24 protein-coding genes are annotated in these 24,850 nt (G+C 77.1%); 6 read left to right on the forward strand and 18 right to left on the reverse strand.

The annotated features are described in order from the left end of the window. Nucleotides 1–54 precede the first annotated feature (54 nt). Genes EJA20_RS13260 through EJA20_RS13275 form a run of 4 tightly spaced genes read right to left on the reverse strand, consistent with a single transcriptional unit; the run spans nt 55 to nt 3,109 of the window. Entirely contained in the window at nt 55–1,335 is a 1,281-nt protein-coding gene (locus tag EJA20_RS13260) for an MSMEG_0569 family flavin-dependent oxidoreductase (RefSeq protein WP_129338775.1), read from the reverse strand. After that, entirely contained in the window at nt 1,332–1,664 is a 333-nt protein-coding gene (locus EJA20_RS13265) for an MSMEG_0570 family nitrogen starvation response protein (protein WP_240675489.1), read from the reverse strand. The genes EJA20_RS13260 and EJA20_RS13265 overlap by 4 nt, the downstream gene beginning before the upstream one ends. A gap of 1 nt (nt 1,665) precedes the next feature. Then, nucleotides 1,666–2,544 carry a carbon-nitrogen hydrolase family protein gene (locus tag EJA20_RS13270; protein ID WP_129338779.1) on the reverse strand — a complete coding sequence of 293 codons (879 nt, stop codon included), beginning with the start codon at nt 2,542–2,544 and terminating at the stop codon, nt 1,666–1,668. 10 nt (nt 2,545–2,554) lie between these two features. Next, entirely contained in the window at nt 2,555–3,109 is a 555-nt protein-coding gene (locus EJA20_RS13275) for an MSMEG_0572/Sll0783 family nitrogen starvation response protein (protein ID WP_205687497.1), read from the reverse strand. A gap of 290 nt (nt 3,110–3,399) precedes the next feature. Between EJA20_RS13275 and EJA20_RS13280 the strand changes: the two genes are divergently transcribed. Beyond that, nucleotides 3,400–4,482, forward strand: a complete 1,083-nt coding sequence (locus EJA20_RS13280) for an MSMEG_0568 family radical SAM protein (RefSeq protein ID WP_240675485.1) — start codon at nt 3,400–3,402, stop codon at nt 4,480–4,482. Beyond that, nucleotides 4,452–5,906, forward strand: coding sequence for an MSMEG_0567/sll0787 family protein (locus tag EJA20_RS13285; RefSeq protein WP_240675486.1), 1,455 nt, complete (start codon nt 4,452–4,454; stop codon nt 5,904–5,906). Before EJA20_RS13280 ends, EJA20_RS13285 begins: the two co-directional genes overlap by 31 nt. Nucleotides 5,907–5,920: 14 nt before the next feature. Here the strand turns inward: EJA20_RS13285 and EJA20_RS13290 are convergent, their stop codons facing one another. From EJA20_RS13290 to EJA20_RS13335, 10 genes are all read right to left on the reverse strand, one after another. Further along, the gene (locus EJA20_RS13290; RefSeq protein ID WP_129338783.1) at nt 5,921–7,549 is read right to left on the reverse strand and encodes a succinic semialdehyde dehydrogenase; all 1,629 of its coding nucleotides are present in this window, start codon (nt 7,547–7,549) and stop codon (nt 5,921–5,923) included. Between the two features lie 48 nt (nt 7,550–7,597). Next, complete coding sequence (gene ptsP / locus EJA20_RS13295) at nt 7,598–9,340, reverse strand: phosphoenolpyruvate--protein phosphotransferase (protein WP_240675487.1); 1,743 nt, start codon at nt 9,338–9,340, stop codon at nt 7,598–7,600. After that, nucleotides 9,337–9,621 carry an HPr family phosphocarrier protein gene (locus EJA20_RS13300; RefSeq protein WP_129338785.1) on the reverse strand — a complete coding sequence of 95 codons (285 nt, stop codon included), beginning with the start codon at nt 9,619–9,621 and terminating at the stop codon, nt 9,337–9,339. The genes ptsP and EJA20_RS13300 overlap by 4 nt, the downstream gene beginning before the upstream one ends. 146 nt (nt 9,622–9,767) lie before the next feature. Then, nucleotides 9,768–11,279: a PTS fructose transporter subunit IIC gene (locus EJA20_RS13305; RefSeq protein WP_129338787.1), complete on the reverse strand. Its 1,512-nt coding sequence runs from the start codon at nt 11,277–11,279 to the stop codon at nt 9,768–9,770. Continuing rightward, the gene (locus tag EJA20_RS13310) at nt 11,276–11,731 is read right to left on the reverse strand and encodes a PTS sugar transporter subunit IIA (RefSeq protein ID WP_129338789.1); all 456 of its coding nucleotides are present in this window, start codon (nt 11,729–11,731) and stop codon (nt 11,276–11,278) included. The genes EJA20_RS13305 and EJA20_RS13310 overlap by 4 nt, the downstream gene beginning before the upstream one ends. Next, entirely contained in the window at nt 11,728–12,687 is a 960-nt protein-coding gene (gene pfkB / locus EJA20_RS13315) for a 1-phosphofructokinase (RefSeq protein WP_129338791.1), read from the reverse strand. The genes EJA20_RS13310 and pfkB overlap by 4 nt, the downstream gene beginning before the upstream one ends. Then, on the reverse strand, nt 12,684–13,445 hold the full coding sequence (locus tag EJA20_RS13320; protein ID WP_129338793.1) for a DeoR/GlpR family DNA-binding transcription regulator: 762 nt from the start codon (nt 13,443–13,445) through the stop codon (nt 12,684–12,686). Before EJA20_RS13320 ends, pfkB begins: the two co-directional genes overlap by 4 nt. Before the next feature lie 258 nt (nt 13,446–13,703). Then, a complete protein-coding gene (locus tag EJA20_RS13325) occupies nt 13,704–14,771 on the reverse strand; it encodes an Acg family FMN-binding oxidoreductase (protein WP_129338795.1) in 1,068 nt (355 codons plus the stop codon). 74 nt (nt 14,772–14,845) lie between these two features. After that, on the reverse strand, nt 14,846–16,270 hold the full coding sequence (locus EJA20_RS13330) for a class II fumarate hydratase (RefSeq protein ID WP_129338797.1): 1,425 nt from the start codon (nt 16,268–16,270) through the stop codon (nt 14,846–14,848). A 29-nt stretch (nt 16,271–16,299) separates the two neighbouring features. Further along, a complete protein-coding gene (locus EJA20_RS13335) occupies nt 16,300–17,424 on the reverse strand; it encodes a GuaB3 family IMP dehydrogenase-related protein (RefSeq protein WP_129338798.1) in 1,125 nt (374 codons plus the stop codon). 152 nt (nt 17,425–17,576) lie between these two features. On the opposite strand from EJA20_RS13335, the gene EJA20_RS13340 reads away from it, so the two are divergent. After that, nucleotides 17,577–18,548, forward strand: a complete 972-nt coding sequence (locus EJA20_RS13340) for an exonuclease domain-containing protein (RefSeq protein WP_420836435.1) — start codon at nt 17,577–17,579, stop codon at nt 18,546–18,548. Here the strand turns inward: EJA20_RS13340 and guaB are convergent. The 3 genes from guaB to EJA20_RS13355 form a co-directional block, all read right to left on the reverse strand. Beyond that, entirely contained in the window at nt 18,533–20,062 is a 1,530-nt protein-coding gene (guaB, locus tag EJA20_RS13345; RefSeq protein ID WP_129338799.1) for an IMP dehydrogenase, read from the reverse strand. The genes EJA20_RS13340 and guaB overlap by 16 nt on opposite strands. A 93-nt stretch (nt 20,063–20,155) precedes the next feature. After that, a complete protein-coding gene (locus EJA20_RS13350) occupies nt 20,156–20,893 on the reverse strand; it encodes a LuxR C-terminal-related transcriptional regulator (RefSeq protein WP_476727337.1) in 738 nt (245 codons plus the stop codon). A gap of 192 nt (nt 20,894–21,085) precedes the next feature. Continuing rightward, nucleotides 21,086–22,189, reverse strand: a complete 1,104-nt coding sequence (locus tag EJA20_RS13355; protein ID WP_129338801.1) for a MerR family transcriptional regulator — start codon at nt 22,187–22,189, stop codon at nt 21,086–21,088. A gap of 193 nt (nt 22,190–22,382) precedes the next feature. Between EJA20_RS13355 and EJA20_RS13360 the strand changes: the two genes are divergently transcribed. After that, complete coding sequence (locus EJA20_RS13360) at nt 22,383–22,679, forward strand: WhiB family transcriptional regulator (RefSeq protein WP_129338803.1); 297 nt, start codon at nt 22,383–22,385, stop codon at nt 22,677–22,679. 160 nt (nt 22,680–22,839) lie between these two features. On the opposite strand, the gene groES is transcribed toward EJA20_RS13360, so the two are convergent. Beyond that, the gene (groES, locus tag EJA20_RS13365; RefSeq protein ID WP_129338805.1) at nt 22,840–23,154 is read right to left on the reverse strand and encodes a co-chaperone GroES; all 315 of its coding nucleotides are present in this window, start codon (nt 23,152–23,154) and stop codon (nt 22,840–22,842) included. A gap of 217 nt (nt 23,155–23,371) precedes the next feature. Here groES and EJA20_RS13370 point away from each other — a divergent pair, with 217 nt between their 5' ends. Both EJA20_RS13370 and EJA20_RS13375 read left to right on the forward strand, forming a co-directional pair. Beyond that, nucleotides 23,372–24,571 carry a THUMP-like domain-containing protein gene (locus EJA20_RS13370; protein ID WP_129338807.1) on the forward strand — a complete coding sequence of 400 codons (1,200 nt, stop codon included), beginning with the start codon at nt 23,372–23,374 and terminating at the stop codon, nt 24,569–24,571. Next, a partial coding sequence (locus EJA20_RS13375) for a glutamate-cysteine ligase family protein (RefSeq protein WP_240675488.1) occupies nt 24,571–24,850 on the forward strand: 280 nt, incomplete at its 3' end. The genes EJA20_RS13370 and EJA20_RS13375, both read left to right, overlap by 1 nt.

The raw sequence follows: 24,850 nt of genomic DNA on the forward strand, positions 1-24,850 counted from the left end.
GTTCTCCTCACGTCAACGACCGCACGCCGTCACCAACGTGCTGGCCGAGTACACCTAGCCGGCCAGGCCGACGAACGGGTCCGCGACCGGCACCCCGGCGGCCCGGCGCCGGAGGTGCGCCGCCAGGTGCTCCGCGTCGCGGGCGACGGCCTCGAACCGGCCCGAGCCCCAGGTGTGCAGCCACGGCAGCCCGAGGAAGAGCAGGCCGGGCACGTGCGTGACACCGCGGTGGTGGGTGGGGTGCCCGGTGCCGTCGAAGACTCCGACGCCGACCCAGCGGTAGTCCGTGCGGAAGCCGACCGCCCACACGACGCTCGTGACCCCGGCCGCGACGAGGTCGAGCTCCGTGCGCTCCGCGTCGGGCCGCCACACGGGCGTGTAGCGGGGCTCGGGGGGGACGTCGAGCCCCTGGGCCGCGATCCAGCGGTCGATGTCGTCCTTGATGGACTCCATGACGGCGTCCGCGTGGTCGAGCGAGGCCTCCGCCGTGGGGGCGAAGGTGAGCACGCCGCCCTCGGCGCCGGTGAGCCGGCCGTGCAGCGCCATCCCCTCACGGGCGAAGGCGCGCAGGTCGATGTCCCGGCCGCCGCCGCGTCCCGTCATGTAGTGGTTCGTCGACTCCCGCTTGGCCAGACCGCCCGCCTGGGCCGCGACGGGCACGTCGTACACGCCCATGTCCGACAGCCAGGCGATGCAGTCCCGGCCGCGGTAGCGCCGCGCGCACCGAGGGGCGCGGCCGAGCGCGAGGTGCACCCGGCGCCCCGCCAGGTGCAGGTCCTCGGCGATCTGCGCCCCGGACTGCCCCGAGCCCACGACGAGCACCGCCCCCTCGGGCAGCGCGTCGGGCGAGCGGTAGGCGGCCGAGTGCAGCTGCACCACGTCGGCGGGCAGGCGCGCGGACACCGCCGGCAGCACGGGCACGTGGTACCCGCCCGTCGCGACGACGACCTGGTCGGCGGTGAGGGTGCCGGCGCTCGTCGTCACCGTGAACCCGCCGAGCGGACGCTCGCGGACACCGGTCACGGTGGTGCCCTCGTGCACGGGCGGGCCGAACGACGCCGCGTAGCCGCGGAGCCAGGCGTGCACCTCGTCGCGCGTCATGAACCCGTCCGGGTCCGGGCCCTCGTAGGGGTACCCGGGCAGGCGGCACTGCCAGTTCGGCGTGACGAGGGTGAACGCGTCCCAGCGGCGGTCGGCCCAGTCGTGGGCGACCGTGTCCCGCTCGAGGACGACGTGGTCGACGCCGTCGCGCACGAGGTACCAGCTGAGCGCGAGGCCCGCCTGCCCGCCGCCGACGACGGCGACCTCGACGTGGCGCCCGTCGAGCCCCGTCACCGGAGGACCCCGGGACGGGGCGCCGCGGCCGGCACGGCTGCAGCCCCGGGCAGCGGCGGCTCCATGGCCAGCACCTCGACGGGGCCGGCCGCGGGGTCGAACCGGGCCGCCGTCGCGCGGATCTCGTCGGCCTGCGCCTCCGCCGAGGTGCACCGCATCCCGAAGCGCTCGGCCACCCGGTCGGACGCCAGGCGCAGGGCGCGGGTGCTCCGCGCCACGAAGTCGTCCACGGTGTACCGGCCGCCGACGGCGAGGTGGTCGTGCACGACGAGGCTCGGCGAGTAGAGCCGCTCCTCCGCGCCGTCCGGCCAGCGCACGGCGAACGTCATCTCAGGCACCGGCGAGCACCCCCGCCCACTCCCGGTCCACGTCGTAGGCGTCCGGGCGGCGGTCGCGCAGGTGGAACATGCCGCCGCGCATCGCCGCGAAGGTCCCCGCCACGTCGATGTCCGCCACTGCCATACCCGCGCCCAGCCCGGTCGTCGCCAGGACGTTCCCGCCGGGGTCGACGACCTTGGCGTTGCCGACGTAGCGCAGGGACCCGAAGGTGCCCGACTGGTTCGACGCCACCCAGAAGACCTGGTTGTCCAGCGCCCGGGCCTGGTCGAAGAGGTTGAAGCGGTGGGTCCAGCGGTCCTGCTGGAGGTCCTCCGCGGTGGCGGTGCGGGCCGCCGGCCACGCCGACAGGCTCGCGATGATCTCGGCGCCGTCGAGCGCCATGGACCGCGCCGCCTCGGGGAACGCCTTGTCGTAGCAGATCTGCAGGCCGACGCGCCCGACGGGGGTGTCGACGACGCCGTAGGAGGACCCCGCCGCGTAGGACAGGTGCTCGCCCAGGGGCTGGTGCACCTTGCGGTAGCTGCCGAGCACGCCGCCGCCGTCCAGCAGCGCCGCGGCGTTGTAGCGGGTCGCGCCGTCCTCCCCCAGCTCGCAGAAGCCGACGGCGACGACCACGTCGCCGGCCAGGGCGCGCACGGTGGCGAGCTCGGGGCCGTCGAGGCGGATCGCGGGCGGCAGGGAGCGCCGGGTCGTCGCGACGGTGTCGCCGTGGTTGCCCAGCGAGGACAGGTACCCGCCGATCGCCGCCTCCGGCAGGACGAGCAGCCGGACGTCCCGCGCCCGGGCCTCCTCGAGCAGCGTGGCGACGAGCGCGTAGTTCTGGTCCAGGTCCCGCGTGAAGTTCGCGGAGACCGCTGCGACGCGGGTCACGGCGCCCGGCCTAGAGGTTGTAGGTCGAGTTGATGATGGCGCCCTTGCGGGCGTAGTGGATGAGCGCGTCCTGCACGTCGAGCGGGTGGCAGGGGATCGCGCCGGCGACGAGGTCCTCCTCGCGCAGGCCGTGCAGGGCCATGCCGAAACGGCACACGAAGACGCGGTTGCCCTCGGCGATGAACGTCTCGAGCGCGTTGTTGATGTTCTGCTCGCCGGGGAATCCCGAGTCGCCCACGGTGGGGAAGCCGCGGGTCGCCATCGCGTTGATCGTGCCCGGGCCGTAGAAGTACACGGCGGACTCGAAGCCCTTCCGCGCCGCCCGGGTCGCCTGCAGGATCGCGACGAAGCTCACGGACGACTCGTGCGCGATGCCGTGCACGAGGGTGAGGTAGGACTGGCCGGGCTCGGCCTGGTAGTCCGGGAAGACCTTCGTCGAGCCGTAGAGGCTGGTCCCCTTCGCGAGCGAGGGGTGGGCGATCTCGCCGCGGGACGTCTCGATGTTCGCGGTGATCTGGTCCTCGATCTCCTGCAGGGACGCCGGGCTCGTCTCGGTGATCGTCATGGCGGGCCTCTCGTGGGGGTGCGGGAAGGGTGCGGGAAGGGGCGGGGCGACGGGGGTGCCGTGGTCCCATCGAAGGGGCGCCGCGTTTCCCGCTGGTTTCGGCGAGAACAATGTTGCGTTTCGCCCGACCGCGGCGCCGCGCCGCCGCGAATTAACCGCCGCGCATTCCCGACGACACCCGTCGGAAACGCGGCGCGTGGTCTGCTGGCGGGCACGACCGGCCCCCCGGCGCCCCGCCCCCGCGGCGGCCCGGGGCGCGGACCGGTCCTCGCCCGTCCCGAGGAGGCCCCGTGCCCGACGCGTCGCCCGTCCTGCTCCCCGAGCTGCGCCTGCGCACCGACCTCGCCGTGCGGGGCGTCCGCATGGACGCCCCCGTGAGCCGGGGCTGCGGCGCCGGCCCGAGCGACGACGGGCACGTGGTCATCGGCGGGCTGAACGCCGCGCTGCCGCTGGACCCGACGAGCCCCTACGTCGTCCGCGACGAGCGGGTCCTGCTCGACGGCGCCGACCTCGGCCTGGAGGTCCGGCCGGTGAGCCGGCCGATGTTCTACGACCTCACCACCGCCGACGGGGTCGCCTACGAACAGATCGCCCGGCTGCACGGCCGCGACGTGCTGGCGACGACGGTGGTGCAGACCTGCATGCGCTACGACCCGGCCGAGCGCTGCCGGTTCTGCGCCATCGAGGCCTCCCTGGCGGCCGGCTCGACGGTGGCCGTGAAGACCCCGGCGCAGCTCGCCGAGGTCGCCGAGGCCGCGGTGCGTCTCGACGGCGTGCAGCAGATGGTGATGACGACGGGCACCTCCCGGGGCGCCGACCGCGGTGCCCGGCACCTCGCCCGGTGCGTCCGCGCCGTCGTCGCCGCGGTGCCCGGCCTGCCCGTCCAGGTGCAGTGCGAGCCGCCCGCCGACCTCTCCGTGCTGACGGACCTGCGGGACGCCGGCGCGGTGTCGATCGGCATCCACGTGGAGTCCATGGACGACGAGGTGCGCCGCCGCTGGACCCCCGGCAAGTCCCGGGTCCCGCTCGAGGAGTACCGCGCCGCCTGGCGCGAGGCCGTCCGGGTGTTCGGGCGCAACCAGGTCTCGACCTACCTGCTCGTCGGCCTCGGCGAGGACCCGGACCGCCTCGTCGCCGACGCGGCGGAGCTCGTCGCGATGGGCGTCTACCCCTTCGTGGTCCCGTTCCGCCCCCTGCCCGGCACGCTCGCGGTGGACGTGGACGGGGTCGGCGCGCCGGCCGCCGAGGTCGTCGAGCGGGTGAGCCGGGAGGTCGCGGCGCTCCTCGTGGCCGCGGGCATGACGAGCGACGGCCAGCGCGCCGGCTGCGCCGCCTGCGGGGCGTGCGGCCTGCTGAAGAGCGCCGGGGCCTGAGCGTGCTGAGCATCCTCGAGGGCGTGCCGGCGGCGACGTCCGCGCGGGCGGCCGTCACCGTCGGGCCCGCCGACGGCGCCGACCTGGCCGCCTACCGGGCCCTGCGGCGGGAGGTCTTCGTCGCGGAGCAGGGCCTGTTCACCGGGAGCGACCACGACGACCTCGACGACGACCCGCGCGCCGTCGTCCTCGTCGCGCGCGTGCCCGACGGCGCCGTGCTCGGCGGGGTGCGGCTGGCACCGGCCACGGACGGCGTCGACCTCGGCTGGTGGACGGGGAGCCGACTGGTGGTGCGCCACGACGCGCGGGGCGTGCGGGGTGATCAGGGCGCGGGCGGCCTCGGCGCGGCGCTCGTGCGGGCCGCGTGCGCCGAGGCGGAGAGCCGCGGGGTCCTGCGCTTCGAGGCCACCGTCCAGGCCCGGGTGGCACCGCTGTTCGACCGCCTGGGGTGGGAGCGGCTCGGCCCGTGCCGGGTCGCGGGCGCCCCGCACGAGCGGGTCCGGTGGCCCGTCGACCGCCTCGACCGCCAGGCGCGCGGCGCGAAGGCCGCCCTCGGCGGGCTGCTGGCCGGGCTCACGGGACCCGGCGCGCCGGCCGGCCTGGGCGGGGCGGGCTGGGTCGGCGACGACGGCGCGCCCGTCCCCGGCTGCGACCTCGTGGCGGTCTGCGACGCGATCGTGCCGTCCGTCGTCGAGCGGCACCCCGAGTGGGCGGGCTGGTGCTCCGTCCTCGTCAACATGAACGACCTCGCCGCCATGGGGGCGGGAGCGGTCGGGCTGCTCGACGCCGTCGGCGCGCGGGACGCGTCCTTCGCCGCCCGCGTCCTGTCCGGCCTGCGCGACGCCGCCGCCGCGTGGGGCGTCCCGGTGCTCGGCGGCCACACGCAGCTCGGCGTGCCGGCCGCGCTGGCCGTCACGGCCCTGGGCCGCACGGCGCACCCGGTCCCCGCCGGCGGCGGCCGCCCGGGCGACGCGGTGAGCCTCACCGCCGACTTGCGGGGCGGGTGGCGGCCGGGGTTCGTCGGGCAGCAGTGGGACTCCACCTCGGGCCGGCGCGCGGAGGAGCTGCGCGGCCAGCACGGCGCCGTCGCCGCCGCCCGGCCGCGCGCCGCGAAGGACGTGAGCATGGCCGGCCTCGTCGGGACGCTCGGCATGCTCGCCGAGGCCTCGGGCACCGGCGCCGTCCTCGACGTGGCCGCGGTCCCCCGCCCCGCGGCTGCGGGGCTGGCCGACTGGCTCGCGTGCTTCCCGGGCTTCGCGATGCTCACGGCCGACGCCCCGGGCGCGGGCCGCGTGCGCGCCCCGGGGGCCACGACGGCCGAGGTCGGGCGGCTCGACGACGTGCCCGGCGTCCGCCTGCGCTGGCCGGACGGCGCGCAGACCGCGGCCGTCGGCCCGGCCGTGACCCACCTCGGGCGGGCCTGAGCCGGCCGCACCCCTCAGGGCCGGCGCAGCGCCGCCCGCACCCGCAGGACCCGGGTGAGCGCCCGCGCCCAGGCCTCGGCGTCCGCCCCCGCGGCCGACCGGTCGGCACCCGGGCCGCGCCGGCCCGCCACCCCGTGCACCCCCCGCTGCACGGCGACCGTCTGCACCCGCGTGACCGCCTCGACGGCCTCCCGCCCGTGCCGGTGCCCGACGCCCGAGTCGCCCCAGCCGCCCTGCGGCGCGCCCACGGCCGACCACGCCACCGCCCACGCCTCGTTCACCCCGACGCTGCCGGCCCGCACCCGCCGCGCGAGCGCCCGCCCGCGGCGCACGTCCCGCGTCCACACGGACGCCGTGAGGCCGAAGGGCGTGTCGTTCACGGCGGCCACGGCCTCGTCGTCGGAGGCCACGGCGTGCAGCGCGACGACGGGCCCGAAGGTCTCCTCGCGGGCCAGCCGCGCCTCCGGCGGCACGTCGGCCAGGACCGTCGGGGCGTAGACGAGCGGCCCGACGTCGGTGCGCTGCTCGCCCCCCACGAGCACGCGCGCGCCGTGGCCGACGGCGTCCTCCACGTGCTCGACGACGCGCGCCAGCTGGGCCGGCGACGTCAGGGACCCCACGTCGGCGCGGTAGTCCAGGCCCACCCCCAGCCGCAGCGCCCGGGTCCGGGCCACGAGCGCGGCCGTGAAGGGCTCGAGCACGTCGCGGTGGACGTAGAGGCGCTCGGGGGCCAGGCACAGCTGGCCGGCGGCGGTGAAGCACGCCCGCACGACGCCGGCCGCGGTGGCCTCCACGTCGACGTCCTCGGCGACGTAGAGGGCGTTCTTGCCGCCCAGCTCGAGCGTCGCCGGCACGAGGCGCTCCCCCGCCCGGGCCGCGACGTCCCGGCCGGCGGCCGTCGAGCCGGTGAAGACGAGGCGGTCCACGTGGTCGACGACGGCCCGCGCCAGGTCCGGCCCGCCGACGAGGACCTGGAGCACGCCGGCGGGCAGCCCCGCGTCCTCGGCGAGCTCGGCGGCCCACAGCGCGGTGAGCGCCGTCTGGGGGTCGACGCGCAGCAGGACCGCGTCGCCGGCGACGAGGGCCGGCAGCGCGTCGCCGAGGGAGAGGCTCAGCGGGTAGTTCCACGGCGCGAGCACCCCGACGACGCCCGCGGCGTCCCGGTGGACGCGCACCTGCGTGAGCAGCGGCACGAGCGCCGCCTCGCGGCGGGGCCGCAGGTACGCCCGGGCCCGCACGGCGTAGTGCCGGGCGACGTTGGCCACGTCCGCGAGCTCCTCCGCCGCGTGCGCGCGGGCCTTGCCCGTCTCGAGCTGGAGGAGGTCGAGGCCGTCGCTCTGCCGCTCGAGGAGCAGGTCGTGCAGCCGGCGCAGGACCGCCGTCCGGGTCCGCAGCGGCGTGGCCGCCCAGCGCCGGCCCGCGGCCCGCGCGCGGCGGGCGGCGGCGGGCAGGTCGTCCGGCACCGTCTGCGGGACGGGCACGAGCGGGGCGCCGGTCAGGGGGGTGAGCGCCGCGTGGGCGGCGGCGCCGGGCGCCGCGACCACCCGGTCCAGCAGCGGCCGCAGGTCGTCGGGCTCGAGCACGTACGCCGCGAGCGGGTCGAGGTCGGGGTCGTGGAGCTCGAGGTGGGGGTCGTGCGCCATGCGCTGACGATAGGCGCACGACCCCGTCGCGAGGGGTGCGGGACCGGGCTAGAGGCCCAGCGTCCCGCGCACCTCGTCGGCGACGAGCGCGAGCACCGCGGCCCGGGCGTCCGGCGCGGAGCCCGCCGCGAGCGCGGCCGCGGCGAGCTCGCGGCACCGCTCGAGGGTGTGGTGCCGCACGGCGTACCGGACGGCGCCGATCGCCCCGGCCGACATGGACAGGCTGGTGACGCCGAGGCCGACGAGCACGAGCGCCATGAGCGGGTCGCCCGCGGACTCCCCGCAGACGCCGACGGGCTTGCCCACCTCGGCACCCGCCCGGGCGGTCGCGGCGACGAGGTCGAGCACCGCCGGCTGCCAGACGTCGAGCAGGTCGGCCAGCTCGCCGCGCAGGCGGTCCGTCGCCATGGCGTACTGCGCGAGGTCGTTCGTGCCCAGGCTGACGAAGTCGACCTCGGCGAGCACCTCCCGGGCGCGCAGGGCGGCCGCGGGCACCTCGACCATCACGCCGACGGTCCGCACGCCGGCGGCCCGGGCCCGGGCGGCGAAGTCCCGGGCCTCCGCGGCCGTGGCGATCATGGGCGCCATGACCCAGGGCTCGGCGCCCGTCTCGGCCCGGGCCTGCCCCAGGGCCGCGAGCTGGGTGTCGAGCAGCTCCGGGTGCGTCCGGACGAGCCGGTAGCCGCGGACGCCGAGCGCGGGGTTCTCCTCGTCGGGCTGCGTGGCGAACGCCAGGGGCTTGTCGGCGCCCGCGTCGAGCGTGCGCACGACGACCTTGTGCCCGGCCATCGCGCGCAGCACCCGGCCGTACGCGGCGGCCTGGTCGGCCTGCGTCGGCGCGGCGGTCCGCTCGAGGAAGAGCACCTCCGTGCGGAACAGCCCGACGCCCTCGACGCCGGGACCGGCGACACGCTCGGCGTCCTCGGCGGTGCCGATGTTCGCCAGGAGGGCGACGGCGTGGCCGTCGGCGGTGGCGCCGGGGGCGGTGTCCTCCGCGAGCGCGGCGTCGCGGGCGGCGCGGCGCTCCACGTCGGCGCGCAGGGCGTCGTCGGGCTCCACCGTGAGGGTCCCGGCGGCGGCGTCGACCGCCGCGAGGGCGCCCTCGGGGACGTCGGTGGCGCCCGTCACGCGCACGAGGCACGGGAGCCCGAGCTGCCCGGCGATGATCGCCGTGTGCCCCGTGGGGCCGCCGAGCTCGGTGACGATCGCCAGGACCTTGGCCAGGTCGAGCGCGGCGGTGTCGGCGGGCGCCAGGTCCTCCGCGACGACGACGGAGGGCTCGTGCAGCTCGGGGACGCCGGGCGCCGGCAGGCCCAGGGCCGCCGCGACGACGCGGTCGCGCACGGAGCGCAGGTCGGTGACGCGCTCGGCGAGGTAGCCGCCGGCCGCCTCGAACATCGCCGCGAACTGCGCCACGACCGCGTCGACCGCCGCGACGGGCGGCTGGCCCGCGTCGACCTTCGCGAGCACCTGGCTGCGCAGCGCGTTGTCCGCGGCCATCTGCGCGGTGGCCGCGAGCACCTCCTGCACGGTGCCGGTGGCGCGGGACGCCTGCTCCCGCAGCCCCGCCGCGACGGAGGCGAACGCCGCCTCGAGCGCGGCCCGGGTCGCGGCCGCGTCGGCCGGCACGCCGTCGACGAGGACCGCGGCGTCGGCGGGCACCGCCGGGGCGGCCCGCACCTGCGCGACCGGTCCGACGACGGCGCGCCGGCCGACCCCCACGCCCCGCAGGACGTGGTGCCCGGCGCCGGGGTGCCCCTCGGTGGGGGCCACCGGCGTGGGCGTGGTCACGCCCCCGCCCCGTCCTCGGCGTCGAGGTCGCGGCTGAGGAGCTCGACGAGACCCTCGAGGGCGGCGTCGGCCCCGTCGCCGTCGGCTCGCAGAGTGACCTCCTCGCCGCCCGGCACGCCCAGCGACATGACGTAGAGGATGCTCGTCGCGTCCACGGGGTCCCCCCCGGCCTTCGCGATGGTCACGGGCAGGCCCGTGGCGGCCGCGGCCTGGGTGAAGAGCATGGCGGGGCGGGCGTGCAGCCCGACCCGGGACGCGACGACGACGGTGCGCTCGGCCATGAGGTTCCTGTCCTCCTGCCGCCCGGGAGCGGCGGTGCTCGGTGGGTGCTGCTCGACTGTAGGGGTGCGGCGGCGCCGGCGGGGGTCGCCGGCGCCGCGGGGTCCTGCGCAGGGTCTGCGGGGAGGACCGCCCGGGCGGGCGGGGGTCAGCGCGCCGCGACGAGGGGCTCGGCCCCGACGTCCGCGGCCTCGGGGTCCTTGCCGTGCCCCAGGCTCTTGACGACGACGATCGCCACCGTGCTGACCGCCGTGCCGACGAGCAGCGCGAGCAGGAACAGCAGCGGCGAGCTGATGAGCGGCGTCACCCAGAACCCGCCGTGGGGGGCCAGCACGCCGGAGCCGAACGCCATGGTGAGGCCGCCGGTGACGGCGCCGCCGACCATGAAGGACGGGATGAGGCGCAGGGGGTCGGCCGCGGCGAAGGGGATGGCGCCCTCGGAGATGAAGGACAGCCCCAGGAGGTAGGCCGACTTCCCGGACTCGCGCTCGGACTCCGTCCACAGCTTCGGCCGCAGCGTCGTCGCCAGGGCGACGGCCAGCGGGGGGACCATGCCGGCCGCCATGACGGCCGCCATGATCCGGGCCTCGGTGCTCGCGGAGGAGGTCGCGTTCGCCAGGCCCGTCGTCGCGAAGACGTAGGCCACCTTGTTGAGGGGGCCGCCGAGGTCGAAGCACATCATGAGCCCGAGGACGATCCCCAGCGGGACGAGCGCGGTGGTGCCCAGGCCGCCGAGCCACGAGGACAGGCCGTCGTTGATCGCCTTCATGGGCGGGCCGACGACGAGGATCGTCAGCGCGCCGGTGACGAGCGTGGCCACGAGCGGGATGACGACCACCGGCATGACGCCGCGGACGCCCTTGGGGACCTTGCGGGTGGCCAGCCACAGCGCGAGGAAGCCGGCGAGGAAGCCCGTGACGATGCCGCCGAGGAAGCCGGCGCCGACGAGGCCCGCCAGGGTGCCGCCGACGAAGCCGGGCACGAGGCCGGGCCGGTCGGCGATGGCGTAGGCGATGTAGGCCGACAGCGCGGGGACGAGGAACCCGAAGGCCGTCGCGCCGATCTGGAAGAGCAGGACCGCCCAGTGCTGGAGGTTGCCCCACTCGAAGGCCGTCCACAGCACGGTCCGGTCGACCGCCGTCACCTCGATCGCGCCGTTCTCGTCCCACGCCACGGAGGCGAGCATGAAGCCCAGGGCGATGAGGATCCCGCCCGCGGCGACGAACGGGATCATGTACGAGACGCCGGTCATGAGGTACTGGCGGATGCGCGAGCCGACCCCGACCTGCCGCGCGGGGGCGGCGGCGACGGGCGCCGGGGTGGCACCGGCGGCGGGGGCGCCCGAGGCCTGGGCGGCCTCGACGGCGGCGACGGCCTGGGCGAGCACGCCGGGGGCGTCGTGCACGGCCTTCTTCACGCCGACGTCGACGAACGGCTTGCCGGCGAACCGGCCCTTGTCGCGGACCTCGAGGTCGGCGGCGTAGATGACCCCGTCCGCGGCGGCGACGACCGCCGGGTCGAGCGGGACGGTGCCGGCGGACCCCTGGGTCTCGACCTGGACGTCGTGGCCGGCGGCCCTGCCGGCCTGCTCCAGGGCCTCGGCGGCCATGTAGGTGTGGGCGATCCCCGTGGGGCACGAGGAGACGGCGACGAACTTCACGGGACGACGACCTCTCGGGTGACGATGTCGGCGACGGTGGCGGCGTCGGGGGCCTCGAGCAGCGAGGTCCGGAAGGACGCGTGCACCAGGCGGCGGGCCAGGGCGGCCAGGATCTTCAGGTGCGCCTCGTCGCCCGCGGCGGGTGCGGCGATGAGGAAGACGAGCTGCGCGGGGCCGTCGGGCGCCCCCCAGTCGACGCCCCGGGACAGCTTGCCCACGGCGAGGCTGGGCACGGTCACGTGCTCCGAGCGCGCGTGCGGCAGGCCCACGCCGCCGGGCATCCCGGTCGGCATCTGCGCCTCCCGGGCCCGGACGTCGGCGAGGAAGCCGGCGGCGTCGGTCACGCGGCCGGCGGCCGCGAGCTTGTCCACGAGGAGGCGCGTGGCCTCGTCGCGGTCGGCGGCCACGAGGTCGACGGCGACCAGGTCGGCGGTGATGAGAGGGGTGCTCACGACAGCTCCTTGAGGGCGAGACGGCGGTCGGGCTCCGGCAGCACGCGCACCTCGTCGAGGTGGACGTCGGCCGGGGTCGGGGTGGCGGTGCCGGGCAGCAGGACCGCGGCGCGGCCCCAGGCCACGGCGGTCCGCAGGCGGTCGGCGGGGGCGGCGTCGGGCCGCTCGTCGGCCAGGTAGCCGGCGAGGGTGGTGTCCCCCGCGCCGACGGTGGAGGCGGGCACGAGCGGCGGGCCGCCCGCCCACCAGGAGCCCTCGCCGCGGACGAGGAGGGCGCCGTGCGCGCCGAGGGAGACGAGCACCGACGCGGTGCCGCGGGCGATGACCTCGCGCGCGGCGTCGACGACGTCGCCCACCGTGACGAGGTCACGCCCGACGAGCTCGGCGAGCTCCTCGTCGTTCGGCTTGACGAGGTCGAGGCCGCCCGCGCGCACCGCGGCGGCCAGGGCCGGGCCCGAGGTGTCGAGCACGAGCGGGACGCCGTGGCGCCCGGCCAGGGCGGCGACCCGGGCGAAGAGGTCGGCGCCGGCGCCGGCGGGCAGGCTGCCCGCACCGACGAGGGCCCGCGGACCGAGGGCGAGCTGGCCCTCCACCGCGGCGAGCAGGGCGTCGACCTCGGCGGGCGCGAGCGGGGCGCCGGGGGCGTTGACCTTCGTCGTGCCCCGGCCGCGCTCCACCAGCGTGAAGTTCGACCGCGTGGCGCCGGTGACCGGCACCGCGACGACGGGCACGCCGACCTCCGCGAGCAGGGCGACGAGGTGCGCCCCGTCGGCGCCGCCCGTGGGCAGCACCGCGGTGGAGGCGACCCCCTGCGCGACGAGGGCGCGGGAGACGTTGATGCCCTTGCCGCCCGGGTCCACGTGCGCGGCGACGGCCCGGTTGACCTCGCCGAGCTCGAGCGTCTCGACGTCGAGCGCCCGGTCCAGGGAAGGGTTCGGGGTCAGGGTGACGATCACGCGCGCACCACCCGGGGGCCGGCGGCCTCGATCTCGTCGACGAGGTCGGCGTCGACCGCGTCGTCGGTGATGACCGTGTCGATCTCCGCGAGCGTGGCCACGCGGGCGAACTCCGTGCGGCCGATCTTCGTGTGGTCGGCCAGGACCACCGTGCGGCGGGCGGCGCCGACGAGGGCGCGCTTGACCGCGGCCTCCGCCAGGTCCGGCGTCGTCAGGCCCCGCTCGACCGTCAGCCCGTTCGTGCCGAGGAAGGCCACGTCCGCGTGGATGTCCTGCAGGGCCCGCTCGGCCCAGGAGCCGACGGCGGCCAGCGTGCGGCCGCGGACGGTCCCGCCGACGAGGTGCAGGGTGAGGTTGGGGCGGGTGGCCAGGACGGTGGCCACCGGCAGGGCGTGCGTGACGACCGTGAGCTCGCGGTCGGTGGGCAGGAGCTCGGCCAGGCGCACCGTGGTGGTGCCCGCGTCGAGGATGACCGCGCCGCCGTCGGGCAGCTCCTCGAGCGCCGTCTTGGCGATGCGCTCCTTCTCGCCCGAGAGGACCCGCTCGCGGTCGGCGATGCCCGGCTCGATGCCGAGCCGCTCGACGGGGATCGCCCCGCCGTGGACCCGACGCACGAGGCCGTGGCGCTCGAGCGCGGTGAGGTCCCGGCGGACGGTCTCCGCGGTGACGTCGAGCTCGGCGGCGAGGCTGGTCACGTCCACGCGGCCGCGCTGACGGGCCCACACCAGGATCTGCTGGTGGCGCTCCGGTGCGTACACATCGACTCCGTCGTCTCGGGGCGCCTCCCGCGGCGCCTTCGGGAGCACTCTCCCCTCCGGGACGGTCGATGTCAATGCAGAACGGGCACAATCGGGTCTGAAACCACATCCTGTCCCGTTCGTCCCGCTTCGGTTCGTCCGGATCGCCCCGGTTCAGGCGTGGGAGCGCTCCGTCCGTGCCCGACCGGGCGCGCGCCACCCCGGTCGGGCACGACGGGGCGGACGACGCCGGGGCCGGCCCGGGCGGCCGGGACGCCGCTACTCCCCCCGTGCGACGACGTCCGCGAGCGGGCGCCGGGGGGTCCGGGCGGCGCGCGGGGCGGACGTCGCCCCGGCCCCCGCGGCGCCGTCCCCGGCCGCGGGGACCCCGACGCGCAGCACCTGCCCGACGGACGCGTCCCCCCCGAAGAGGGCCGAGGCCGCCACCCGCGCCGCCGGGTCCTCGACGACCTGGCCGAGCACGCCGACGGCGAGGCCCCGCACGGTCGCGGCGAGCGCGACCCGCTGGAGCGCCATGCCCGTCGCGAACCAGGCGGGCGCGTCGTCCTGCGCCGTGGTGAGCACGAGCAGCTGCGGGGCGGCCTCGAACGCGACCGCGCCGGGCGGCGTCCGGTCGACGTCGACGCTGCGCGAGAAGTCGCGGCCCGGCACGCGCCCCGAGGAGTCGCGCGGCCCGAACGCCGCCGGCGGGACGCCCCGCCCGTCCGTCACGTGCGCCCACCGGTCGAGCTCCGCGAGGTAGGCCGGGTCGTCGCGCCACCGGGCGTCGACCGCGGCCGTGAGGTCGAGCAGGCGCGCCGCGGCCTCGTCGGCCAGGGCGTGCACGGCGACGGGGACGACGCCCGGGGCCAGCCGGGCCGCCGCCCGCAGGTCGTCCAGCGCCCCCTCGGGCAGCGGCCCGGGCAGCGGGGCGCGCGAGGTGCGCCGGTGCGGGATCGCGTCGTGCAGGGCCACGAGGCCGGGGGGCGCGACGCGGGCGGGCCGGTCGGCGCCGCACCGCACCTCGGCGACGGCGCCGCCCCCGGGTTCCGCGACCGTCCGCCCCGCGCGCAGGTGGACGACGACCTCGACGTCGCGCCCCAGCCGGCGGCGCAGGCCGATCTCGAGGTTGGCCGTGGCGGCGCCGAGCGAGGCGAGCGCCCACCGCCCGTCGGGGTCGACCACCGCGGGCCGCGGCGCGTCGTCGAGGTGCACCTCGACCGTGCTCGGCCCCACGACGAACCGCCAGGGCTGGCTGTTGTGGACGGACGCGGCGAGGGTGGCGTCGCGCACCGCCTCGGCGACGGCGCCGAACCGGCGGGAGACGTCCTTGAGCGGTCGGTGCATGCCCTCGACCCTAGCCACGGGCCGCGGCCCGGACCCCGGACGGAGGTCCCGCCGCGGCCGGGCCCCGGGCGCGGTCAGCGCGCGGCGGGCGGCGCCGTCATGGCGAGCACGTCGAGCGCCGTGTCCAGCTGCTCCTCGGTGAGGTCGCCGCGCTCCACGTGGCCGAGGTCGAGCACGGCCTGGCGGATCGTCAGGCCGGACGTCACCGCGTGCTTGGCGATCTTCGCGGCGGCCTCGTAGCCGACGATCCGGTTGAGCGGGGTGACGATGGAGGGCGAGGACTCGGCGAGCGCGCGGCAGCGCTCCACGTTCGCCGTGATCCCGACGACGCACTTGTCGGCCAGGTGCTCCGAGGCCCGCGCGAGGAGCGTGATCGACTCCAGGAGGTTGCGGGCGGAGACGGGCAGCATGACGTTGAGCTCGAAGGAGCCCGAGGACCCCGCGAAGACGATGGCCGCGTCGTTCCCGACGACCTGGGCCGCCACCTGCAGCACCGCCTCGGGGATGACCGGGTTGACCTTGCCCGGCATGATCGAGGAGCCCGGCTGCAGGTCCGGCAGGGCGATCTCGCCGAGGCCGGCGCGCGGGCCGGACCCCATCCAGCGCAGGTCGTTGCAGACCTTCGTGAGGGAGACGGCGACGGTCCGCAGCGCGCCGGAGGTCTCGACGAAGGAGTCCTGCGCGCTCTGCGCCTCGAAGTGGTTGGCGGCCTCGACGAACGGCAGGCCCGTGTGCTCCGCGACGAGCGCGATGACGCGCTGCGGGAAGCCGGGCGGGGTGTTGATGCCCGTGCCGACCGCGGTGCCGCCCAGCGGGAGCTCGGCGAGGCGCGGCAGCACCCCGCGCACCCGGTCGATGCCCAGGCGCACCTGCGCGGCGTACCCGCCGAACTCCTGGCCGAGGGTGACGGGGGTGGCGTCCATGAGGTGCGTGCGCCCCGACTTCACGACGTCGGCGAACTCCGCCGCCTTCGCCTCGAGCGCCTCCGCCAGGTGGGCCAGGGCGGGGAGCAGCTCGTGCTCGACCGCGCCGTAGGCGGCGATGTGGATGGAGGCCGGGAACACGTCGTTCGAGGACTGGGAGGCGTTGACGTGGTCGTTGGGGTGCACCGGGGCGCCGAGGGCCTCCGAGGCCAGCGTCGCCAGGACCTCGTTCGTGTTCATGTTCGAGCTCGTGCCCGACCCGGTCTGGAAGACGTCCACGGGGAACTGGTCGGCCCAGCGCCCGGCGACGACCTCGTCGGCGGCGGCGACGATCGCCTCGGCCATGTCCTGCGCCAGGATGCCGCGCTCGGCGTTGGCGAGCGCGGCGGCCCGCTTCACCTCGGCCAGGGCCGCGACGTGGTGCCGCGGCAGCCCCTGGCCCGAGATCGCGAAGTTCTCCACGGCCCGCTGGGTCTGCGCGCGGTAGCGCGCCGCGACCGGCACCCGCACCTCCCCCATCGTGTCGTGCTCGACCCGGTACCCGGGCTCGGACGTCTGCGGGGTCTGCTGGCTCATGGAGGGCCCTCCGGTGCGGTTCGCGCCGCTCAGCGCGGCTGGTACGGGGAGACGACGACCTCGACGCGCTGGAACTCCTTGAGGTCGGAGTAGCCCGTGGTCGCCATCGCGCGGCGCAGGGCGCCGACGAGGTTGAGGGTGCCGTCGGCGGTGCTGCCGGGGCCGAAGAGGACCTGCTCGAGCGTCCCCACCGTGCCGACGTGGACCCGCTCCCCGCGCGGCAGCTGCGGGTGGTGCGCCTCCGGGCCCCAGTGCCAGCCGTCGCCGGGGGCCTCCGAGGCGCGGGCGAGGGCGGCGCCGAGCATCGCGGCGTCGGCGCCGCACGCGATGGCCTTCACGAGGTCGCCCGAGCGGCCCACCCCGCCGTCGGCGATGACGTGGACGTAGCGGCCGCCGGACTCGTCGAGGTAGTCGCGGCGCGCGGCGGCCACGTCGGCGACGGCCGAGGCCATGGGGGCGTGGATGCCGAGCGTGGTGCGCGTGGTGTGGGCCGCGCCGCCGCCGAAGCCCACGAGCACTCCGGCCGCGCCCGTGCGCATGAGGTGCAGCGCGGCGGTGTAGGTGGACGCGCCGCCGACGATGACCGGCACGTCGAGCTCGTAGATGAAGCGCTTGAGGTTCAGCGGCTCCGCGCGTGCCGACACGTGCTCGGCCGAGACGGTCGTGCCGCGGATGACGAAGAGGTCGACGCCCGCGTCGACGACGGTCCGCCAGTGCTCCTGGGTCCGCTGCGGCGACAGGGCCCCCGCGACGACGACGCCCGCCGCACGCACCTGCCGGATGCGCTCCGTGATGAGCTCCGGCCGGATCGGCGCCGCGTACAGCTCCTGCATCCGCGCGGTGGCGACGGACGGCTCGAGCGTGGTGATCTCCGCCAGGTGCGGCTCGGGGTCCTCGTACCGGGTCCACAGGCCCTCGAGGTCGAGGACGCCGAGGCCGCCGGCGTTGCCGAGCGCGACCGCGGTGGCGGGGCTGACGACGGAGTCCATGGGGGCGGCGAGGATCGGCAGGCCGAAGTGGTAGGCGTCGATCTGCCAGCCGACGGAGACCTCCTCGGGGTCGCGCGTGCGGCGGGAGGGGACGACGGCGACGTCGTCGAAGGAGAAGGCCCGGCGGCCCCGCTTCCCGCGGCCGATCTCGATCTCGTTGCTCACGGCGCCCAGGCTACCGGCGCGCCTCCGCCGGTCCGCACGCCGCCAGGGGCCCCCGGCGGCGGCCGACGGGCGACGGCGCTCCCGCGGCGCGGCGGGGGCGGCGGCGTGTGGGTGGTCGGTGCGAGGCTCGGTCGCGGCGACAGGAGGACGACGTGAGCAGCACGGCGGGCACCACGACCGGCACCACGACCGGCACCACGACGGGCACGACGACGGGCACGACGACGGGCACGACGACGGGCACGACGACGGGCACGGGTGCCGGCGCGGCGCGCACAGCGGCGGCACGGCGGCTGCGGCGGCTGCGGCGGCGGGCGTGGACCGCGGTGTCCCGGGCGGTCCTGCGGGTCGTCCTGCACCGGGTGCCGCGGCGGTCGTGGCTGCGCGGGCCGCTCCTGGGGTTCGACACGGAGACGACGGGCGTCGACGTGGCCCGGGACCGCATCGTCTCGGCCGCGCTCGTCGAGCGGGACGCGTCGGGGACCCGCACCCGCACCTGGCTCCTCGACCCGGGCGTGCCCATCCCGGCGGCGGCCGCGGGCATCCACGGCATCACCACGGAGACCGCCCGCGCGCAGGGACGCCCCGCCCCCGAGGCGCTCGAGGAGATCGCCGCCGGCCTCGCCGCGGCGCTGCGGCGCGGCGTGCCCGTCGTGGCGTACAACGCCCTGTTCGACCTGTCGCTGCTCGACGCGGAGCTGCGCCGGCACGGGCTGGCGACGCTGCACGAGCGCCTCGGCCGGCCCGTCGGGCCGGTGCTGGACCCCTTCGTCCTCGACCGGGCCGTGGACCGCTACCGCCGGGGCAAGCGGCGCCTGGTGGACCTGTGCCGGCACTACCGCGTGGTGGAGGACGGCGCCCTGCACACCGCGGACGTCGACGTGGTCGCGACCCTCGACGTCCTCGCCCGCATCGCCCGGCGCTTCCCGCGGCTCGCGCGGCTGGACCCCGCGGCCCTGCACGCGCTCCAGGAGCGCTCGCACCGGGCGTCCGTCGACCGCCGGGAGGCGTGGCTCGCCGAGCGGGGTGCGCCCGCGCCCGACCCGGCCGCAGCACGCGCGGCCCGGCAGTGGCCCCTCGCCGTGGACGCGGGCCGTCCCGCCCCGGGTCAGCGGCCGGTGTAGTTCGGCGCCTCGACCGTCATCTGGATGTCGTGCGGGTGGGACTCCTTGAGCCCCGCCGGCGTGATCCGGATGAAGCGGCCGCGCTGCTGCAGCTCGGGCAGGGTGTGCGCGCCCACGTAGAACATGGACTGCTGCAGGCCGCCGACGAGCTGGTGCGCCACCGCGGCCAGCGGGCCCCGGTAGGGCACCTGGCCCTCGATGCCCTCGGGGACGATCTTCTCGTCGGAGGCGACGTCCGCCTGGAAGTAGCGGTCCTTGGAGTAGGAGACGCGGCCGCGGGAGGCCATGGCGCCCAGCGAGCCCATGCCCCGGTAGTGCTTGTACTGCTTGCCGTTGACGAAGACGAGGTCGCCGGGCGACTCGTCGCAGCCGGCCAGCAGCGAGCCGAGCATGACGGTGTCGGCGCCCGCCACGAGCGCCTTGGCGATGTCGCCGGAGTACTGCAGGCCGCCGTCGCCGATGACGGGCACGCCCGCCGGACGGCACGCCTGCGCGGCGTCGTGGATGGCGGTCACCTGGGGCACGCCGACGCCGGCGACGACGCGCGTGGTGCAGATGGACCCGGGCCCGACGCCCACCTTCACGGCGTCGGCCCCGGCCTCGACGAGGGCGGCCGCGCCGGCGGTCGTGGCGACGTTGCCGCCGATGACCTGGACGTGCGTCATGCCGGGGTCGGCCTTGAGGCGGCGGACCATGTCGAGCATGAGCCGGGCGTGCCCGTTGGCGGTGTCGACGACGAGCACGTCCACGCCGGCCTCCACGAGCGCGGTCGCCCGCTCCCAGGCGTCGCCGAAGAACCCGATGGCGGCACCGACCCGGAGCCGGCCCTCGTCGTCCTTCGTCGCCGTGGGGTACTGCTCGGACTTCACGAAGTCCTTGACGGTGATGAGGCCCGCGAGCGCGCCCGCGCCGTCGACGAGCGGCAGCTTCTCCACCTTGTGCTTGGCGAGCAGCGCGGCGGCGTCCTCGCGCGCGATGCCGACGGGCGCGGTCACCAGCGGCATCGCCGTCATGACGTCCCGCACGCGCAGGGCGTCCCAGCGGTCCGCCGGGACGAAGCGCAGGTCGCGGTTCGTGATGATGCCCAGGAGGCGGTTCGCGTCGTCGACGACGGGCAGGCCCGAGACGCGGTAGGTGCCGCAGAGGCGGTCGAGCTCGGTGAGCGTCGCGTCGGGGCCCACGGTCACGGGGTCGGTGATCATGCCGGACTCGGAGCGCTTGACGCGGTCGACCTGGTGGGCCTGGTCCGCGATGGACAGGTTGCGGTGCAGGATGCCGATCCCGCCCTGGCGCGCCATGGCGATGGCCATGCGCGCCTCGGTCACCGTGTCCATGGCGGCGGACAGCAGCGGCACCCGGACGGAGATCTCCCGCGTGAGCCGCGCGGTCGTGTCGACCTCGCTCGGGATGACGTCCGTCTCGCCGGGCAGCAGCAGGACGTCGTCGTACGTGAGGCCCGTGCGGGCGAACGGGTCAGCGGGCGGTGCGGTCCAGGGGGCGCCGGGCTCCGTCATGGCACGAGGATACGTGCGCCCGCCGGGCCCGGACGCCCGTGGGCCGCACCCCGGACGGGGTGCGGCCCACGGTGCGGGCGTGCGGCGGACCGGTCAGCGGATGAGCCCCCGGCGCAGCCCGATGGCGACCGCCTGGGCGCGGTCGGCCGCCCCCAGCTTGCGGAACAGGCGACGCGCGTGCGTCTTGATCGTGTCCTCGGACAGGAACAGGCTCTGCCCGATCTGCGAGTTGGACTGGCCGTTGCTCATGCCGACGAGCACCTCGACCTCGCGCTTCGTGAGGACGACCACCTGGCCGTCGCTGGAGACGGCGCTGGCGCCCTGCGTCGCCGCCGGGCCCTGCTCCGCCGGGCCCACGGGCCGCGGCGTCGGGACGCCCGCCCCGGGGTGCAGCACGGGCGCGGCGCCGGACGGCAGGGGCCGCGGCGCGTGGCCGTGCCCGTTGGCCGCGCCCATGGCGGACGGCGAGGCCATCACGTGGGCCGCGACGGCGGCGAGCTCGGCCCGCCCCACCTCGGGGGCCAGGAAGCCGCGGGCGCCGAGCGCCAGCGCCTTGTCCAGGCTCTCCGAGTCGTCGGGCATCGCGAGCAGGACGACCGCCGTCGTCGGCGACAGCGCCCGCAGCGCGCGGACCGCGTCCACCGCGCCCGGCGCCCCGATGTGCGCGTCGAGCAGCACGACGGTCGGCGGCGTGCGCCGGACCAGAGCCACCAGCTCGTCGACCGTCCCCGCCGCGCGCACCGGCGTGAGCGCCGGGACGCCGACCGATGTCACGACGAGGCGTTCGCGGATGAGCGCCGAGCTGTGGCAGATCACCACTCCCGCCATCATGACCTCCCCTGGGTGCGGCCCGGCGTCTCCGGGCACCTGTGCCGTCCTCATCGGCGGCCGCGACGCACCTCTGAGCCGGTCCTCCTCCCCCACGGTGCGGCAGACGGGTGACAGCCCTGGCATGGTGCGGAGCCGACCCCGTCCCGGCGCAAGCGGTGGGGGCGGCGTTCACCCGTCAGAGGGAGGGTGAGATCAGCCGTCCGCGACGCCGGCCGGGGTCCCGGGCACCGGTGGTACCGCCAGCACCTCGTGCAGCGCCCCGCTGAAGGACCGGGTGCGGTGCACCGCCCGTCCCCAGGGCATGCGCTCCGCGGCGCCGTCCGGCACGAGGAGGAACTGGGGGACGTCGGGGTGCTCGTCGGCGAGCCGCTCCACGACGTCCGCGGGGAGGTCGGGACGCCGGCTGACGACGACGACCGCGCTGGGACGGGTCATGACGGCGAGCTCGGTGACCTGGTGCGGGCGCACCGGGCCGGACACCACGCGGGCGTCGCGTCCCCGGGAGGCCAGGGCGGCGGCGAGCGCGTGGACGAGCAGCGGCCGCTCCTCGCCGGCGGGCACGAGCAGCAGCACGACGGGTGCGCCGGGCGCGGGCAGCCCGACCACCCGGGCGCGCAGGACCCCGAGGGCGGCGCACCGCAGGACCGTCGCGGCCTCGACGCCGGGCCGGTCGACCTCCGTGCGCCGGGCCAGCGCCGCGGCGGCCGGCTCGACGAGTGCCGTCCACCACCGCTCCACGTCCCCCTGGCGGCCGAGGTCGAGCAGGGCCGCGCACCGCGCCTCGTCGCCGACCACGGCGGCGTCCACGACGGCCTGGGGAGTCGCGGTGCCACGGGCTGCGGGCACGCGGGGCGCGGTGGCCCAGTGGTGGGCGACCGCCGCACCGGCGACGGGCTCCCCCGCGGCGCCGGGTGCGGCCGGGGCCGCGGGAGCCCCGTCGGCCGCCGCACCACCGCCGGCCGCGAGGAGCGCGGCGACCCCGTCGAGCTCCGGCGCGGCCGCCCCACCGGGGTCCACCTCGACGAGCTCGGCCTCCCGGGCGGCGCGCGCGGCGTCGGCGGGGGCCACACCGTCCAGGGTGAGGCGGCGCATGACGAGGAGGCGCTCCACGTCCTGCGGGGAGTAGCGGCGGTGCGCGCCGGCGGTGTGGTCCGAGGGCCCCAGCCCGTAGCGGCGGTCCCAGGTGCGCAGCGTCGCCGGCGCCACCCCGAGGCGCTGCGCGACCGCGGCGACGGCGAGCCCCGGCGCGAGCGTCTCGCGCCCCTCGGGAGGGGCGACGTCGTCGGTCCTGGGCACCGCTCGATCATGCCAGCCGCCCGCCGCGGCGGCCCGGGGACGTGCAACGGTTCACCCGGTCCTGCAGTTGGTCGTGAACAGGGTCTTGAACAACCTCTGGCGCGGTTGTAGCGTTCCGGTCAGGCCCTGGGGGTCGCGCTCGAACCCGAGGCGCGCACGGGGCAGCAGCACGCGGAGCAACGAGGAGGACGACATGGCGGAGATCTCGCGCCTGCCCGGGCCGGTCATGGACCTGTGGGAGTGGCAGTTCGAGGGCGCCTGCCGCGAGGCGGACCCCACCCTGTTCTTCCACCCCGAGGGCGAGCGCGGTGCCGCCCGCCGCCGCCGCGCCGAGGCGGCCAAGGCCGTGTGCGCCACCTGCCCCGTCATCGAGCAGTGCCGCAAGCAGTCCCTCTCCGTCCGCGAGCCCTACGGCGTGTGGGGCGGCCTCTCCGAGGACGAGCGCTCGGAGATCCTCGCGCAGCAGTCGGGGCGTCGCGCGGTCGTCTGACCGCCGGCTGTACGTCCCGAGAACGGCAGGAGCCCCCGTCCGCACGGACGGGGGCTCCTCGCGTTCCTCCGCGGACGTCGGCCCGGGAACGGCAGGAGCCCCCGTCCACAGGGACGGGGGCTCCTGCCGTTCCGGCTGCGGGGCGGGGCCCCGCGGCGGGTCACTTGGTGACGACCGCCAGGATGTCGCGCGCGGAGAGGATGAGGTACTCCTCGCCGTTGTACTTGACCTCGGTGCCGCCGTACTTGGAGTAGACGACGACGTCGCCCACCGCCACGTCGAGCGGGACGCGGTTGCCGTTGTCGTCGATGCGCCCGGGGCCGACGGCGAGGACCGTGCCCTCCTGCGGCTTCTCCTTGGCGCTGTCCGGGATGACCAGGCCGAAGGACGTGGTCTGCTCGGCCTCGAGCGTCTGGACCAGGATGCGGTCCTCGAGCGGCCGGATGCCGACCTTGGACTCCGTGGAGACCGTCATGACGGACCTCCCCTTCTCACGTGTGAGGAACTGCTGGCGGATGTCGGTGCCGCACGTCGGGCCGCCGTCGTCGCGGGTGCCGGGACCTCTCGCACGGTCGGCACCCGCAGGGCGGGTGCCACGGGTTCACTGTAGGAAGGCGTTAGCACTCGGTCAAGGCGAGGGCCAGGAGCGGTGCCGCCGGACGGGGGCGGCCCGCCGTGGGAGGATCGCGCCCGTGGACGCCGACGGCCTGGCCCAGCTGCTCTCCCCGCAGGGGTGGGCGCTGCTGCAGGCCCTGCCCCCGTACGACGACGCGCGGGCGATGGCCCTCTCCGAGCGCCTGCGGGCCGACGGCGCGGACCCCGCCCTCGTTGCCGCCGCGCTCACGCAGTCGCGCCTGCGCCAGCGGGCCCGGGCGAAGTTCGGGGAGTTCGCCGACGGGATGCTCCTGACGCCGGCCGGCCTGGAGCAGGCGACGCGGCTCGTCGTCGCCGCCCGGCACGCGGGGCGCTACCGCGACGCCGGCCTCATGCACGTCGCGGACCTCACCTGCGGCATCGGGGCCGACAGCCTCGCCCTGGCGGGCGTGGGGCTGCGCGTGCTGGCGGTCGAGCAGGACGAGACGACCGCGGCGCTGGCGACCGTGAACCTGCGCCACTTCCCCGAGGCGGTCGTCCGCCACGGGGACGGCCTGGCGGTCGACCTCGCGGCGGAGGGCGTCGACGGGGTGTACGCCGACCCCGCCCGCCGCACCGGCGCCGGCAGCCGCGTGTTCGACCCCGGCGCGTGGACGCCGCCGCTCGACGCCGTCCTGGCCCTGCGCGCGCGGGTGCCGGCGCTGGGCGTCAAGCTCGGCCCCGGCGTGCCGCACGGCGCCCTGCCCGCCGACGCGGAGGCGCAGTGGGTCTCCGTGGACGGGGACGTCGTCGAGGTCGGCGTCTGGTGCGGGCCGCTGGCCCCGGACGGGCCCGGCCGCAGCGCGCTGCTCCTGCGGACGGGCGAGCGGGCGGGGTCGTACCTCGTCGCCACGACGGACCCGGCGCGCCTGGCACCGCCGGAGGTGGGGCCCGTCGGCGCCTACCTCCACGAGCCCGACGGGGCCGTGGTGCGCGCGGGGCTCGTCGCCCGGGTCGCCGAGGAGGTGCACGGACGGCTCGTCGACCCGACGATCGCCTACGTGACCACCGACGCACCGACCACCACCCCGGCGGCGACGGCGTACCGCGTCCTCGACACGCTGCCCTTCGGCCTCAAGCCGCTGCGGGCCTACCTGCGCACCCGCGGGGTCGGCCGGCTCACCATCAAGAAGCGCGGCACGGCGGTCGTGCCCGAGCAGCTGCGGCGCCAGCTCGACCTGCACGGCGAGGCGGAGGCGACGATCGTGCTCACCCGCGTCGCGGGCCGCCAGCACGTGCTCGTGGTGGAGCCCCTCTGATGGCGTCGCCGGCCCGCATCGACTTCGCCGCCTCCGAGCGCTCGACGGTGGGGCTGGAGTGGGAGCTCGCCCTCGTCGACGTCGACTCGGGCGACCTGCGGCAGGCCGCCGAGGCGATCTTCGCGACCGTCGCCCCGGGCGAGGGCGACCGCTGGCGCCTCACGCCGGAGCTCCTGCTCAACACCGTGGAGCTGTCGTCGGGCAAGAGCCGCACCATCGCGGAGGCCACGGCCGACCTCGCCGCCGGGGTCGAGGCCGTGACGCGGGCGGCCGCCCCCC

Origin of the sequence: Cellulomonas endophytica, assembly GCF_004123805.1 — a bacterium.
Lineage (GTDB): Bacteria > Actinomycetota > Actinomycetes > Actinomycetales > Cellulomonadaceae > Cellulomonas > Cellulomonas endophytica.

Excerpts from the sequence above, each read along its gene's own strand:
- EJA20_RS13330 (WP_129338797.1), bottom strand. The coding sequence starts at position 16,270 with ATGAGCCAGCAGACCCCGCAGACGTCCGAGCCCGGGTACCGGGTCGAG.
- EJA20_RS13275 (WP_205687497.1), bottom strand. The coding sequence starts at position 3,109 with ATGACGATCACCGAGACGAGCCCGGCGTCCCTGCAGGAGATCGAGGAC.
- EJA20_RS13360 (WP_129338803.1), top strand. The coding sequence starts at position 22,383 with ATGGCGGAGATCTCGCGCCTGCCCGGGCCGGTCATGGACCTGTGGGAG.
- EJA20_RS13300 (WP_129338785.1), bottom strand. The coding sequence starts at position 9,621 with ATGGCCGAGCGCACCGTCGTCGTCGCGTCCCGGGTCGGGCTGCACGCC.
- groES (WP_129338805.1), bottom strand. The coding sequence starts at position 23,154 with ATGACGGTCTCCACGGAGTCCAAGGTCGGCATCCGGCCGCTCGAGGAC.
- EJA20_RS13290 (WP_129338783.1), bottom strand. The coding sequence starts at position 7,549 with ATGGCGCACGACCCCCACCTCGAGCTCCACGACCCCGACCTCGACCCG.
- EJA20_RS13265 (WP_240675489.1), bottom strand. The coding sequence starts at position 1,664 with ATGACGTTCGCCGTGCGCTGGCCGGACGGCGCGGAGGAGCGGCTCTAC.
- guaB (WP_129338799.1), bottom strand. The coding sequence starts at position 20,062 with ATGACGGAGCCCGGCGCCCCCTGGACCGCACCGCCCGCTGACCCGTTC.
- EJA20_RS13350 (WP_476727337.1), bottom strand. The coding sequence starts at position 20,893 with ATGATGGCGGGAGTGGTGATCTGCCACAGCTCGGCGCTCATCCGCGAA.
- EJA20_RS13325 (WP_129338795.1), bottom strand. The coding sequence starts at position 14,771 with ATGCACCGACCGCTCAAGGACGTCTCCCGCCGGTTCGGCGCCGTCGCC.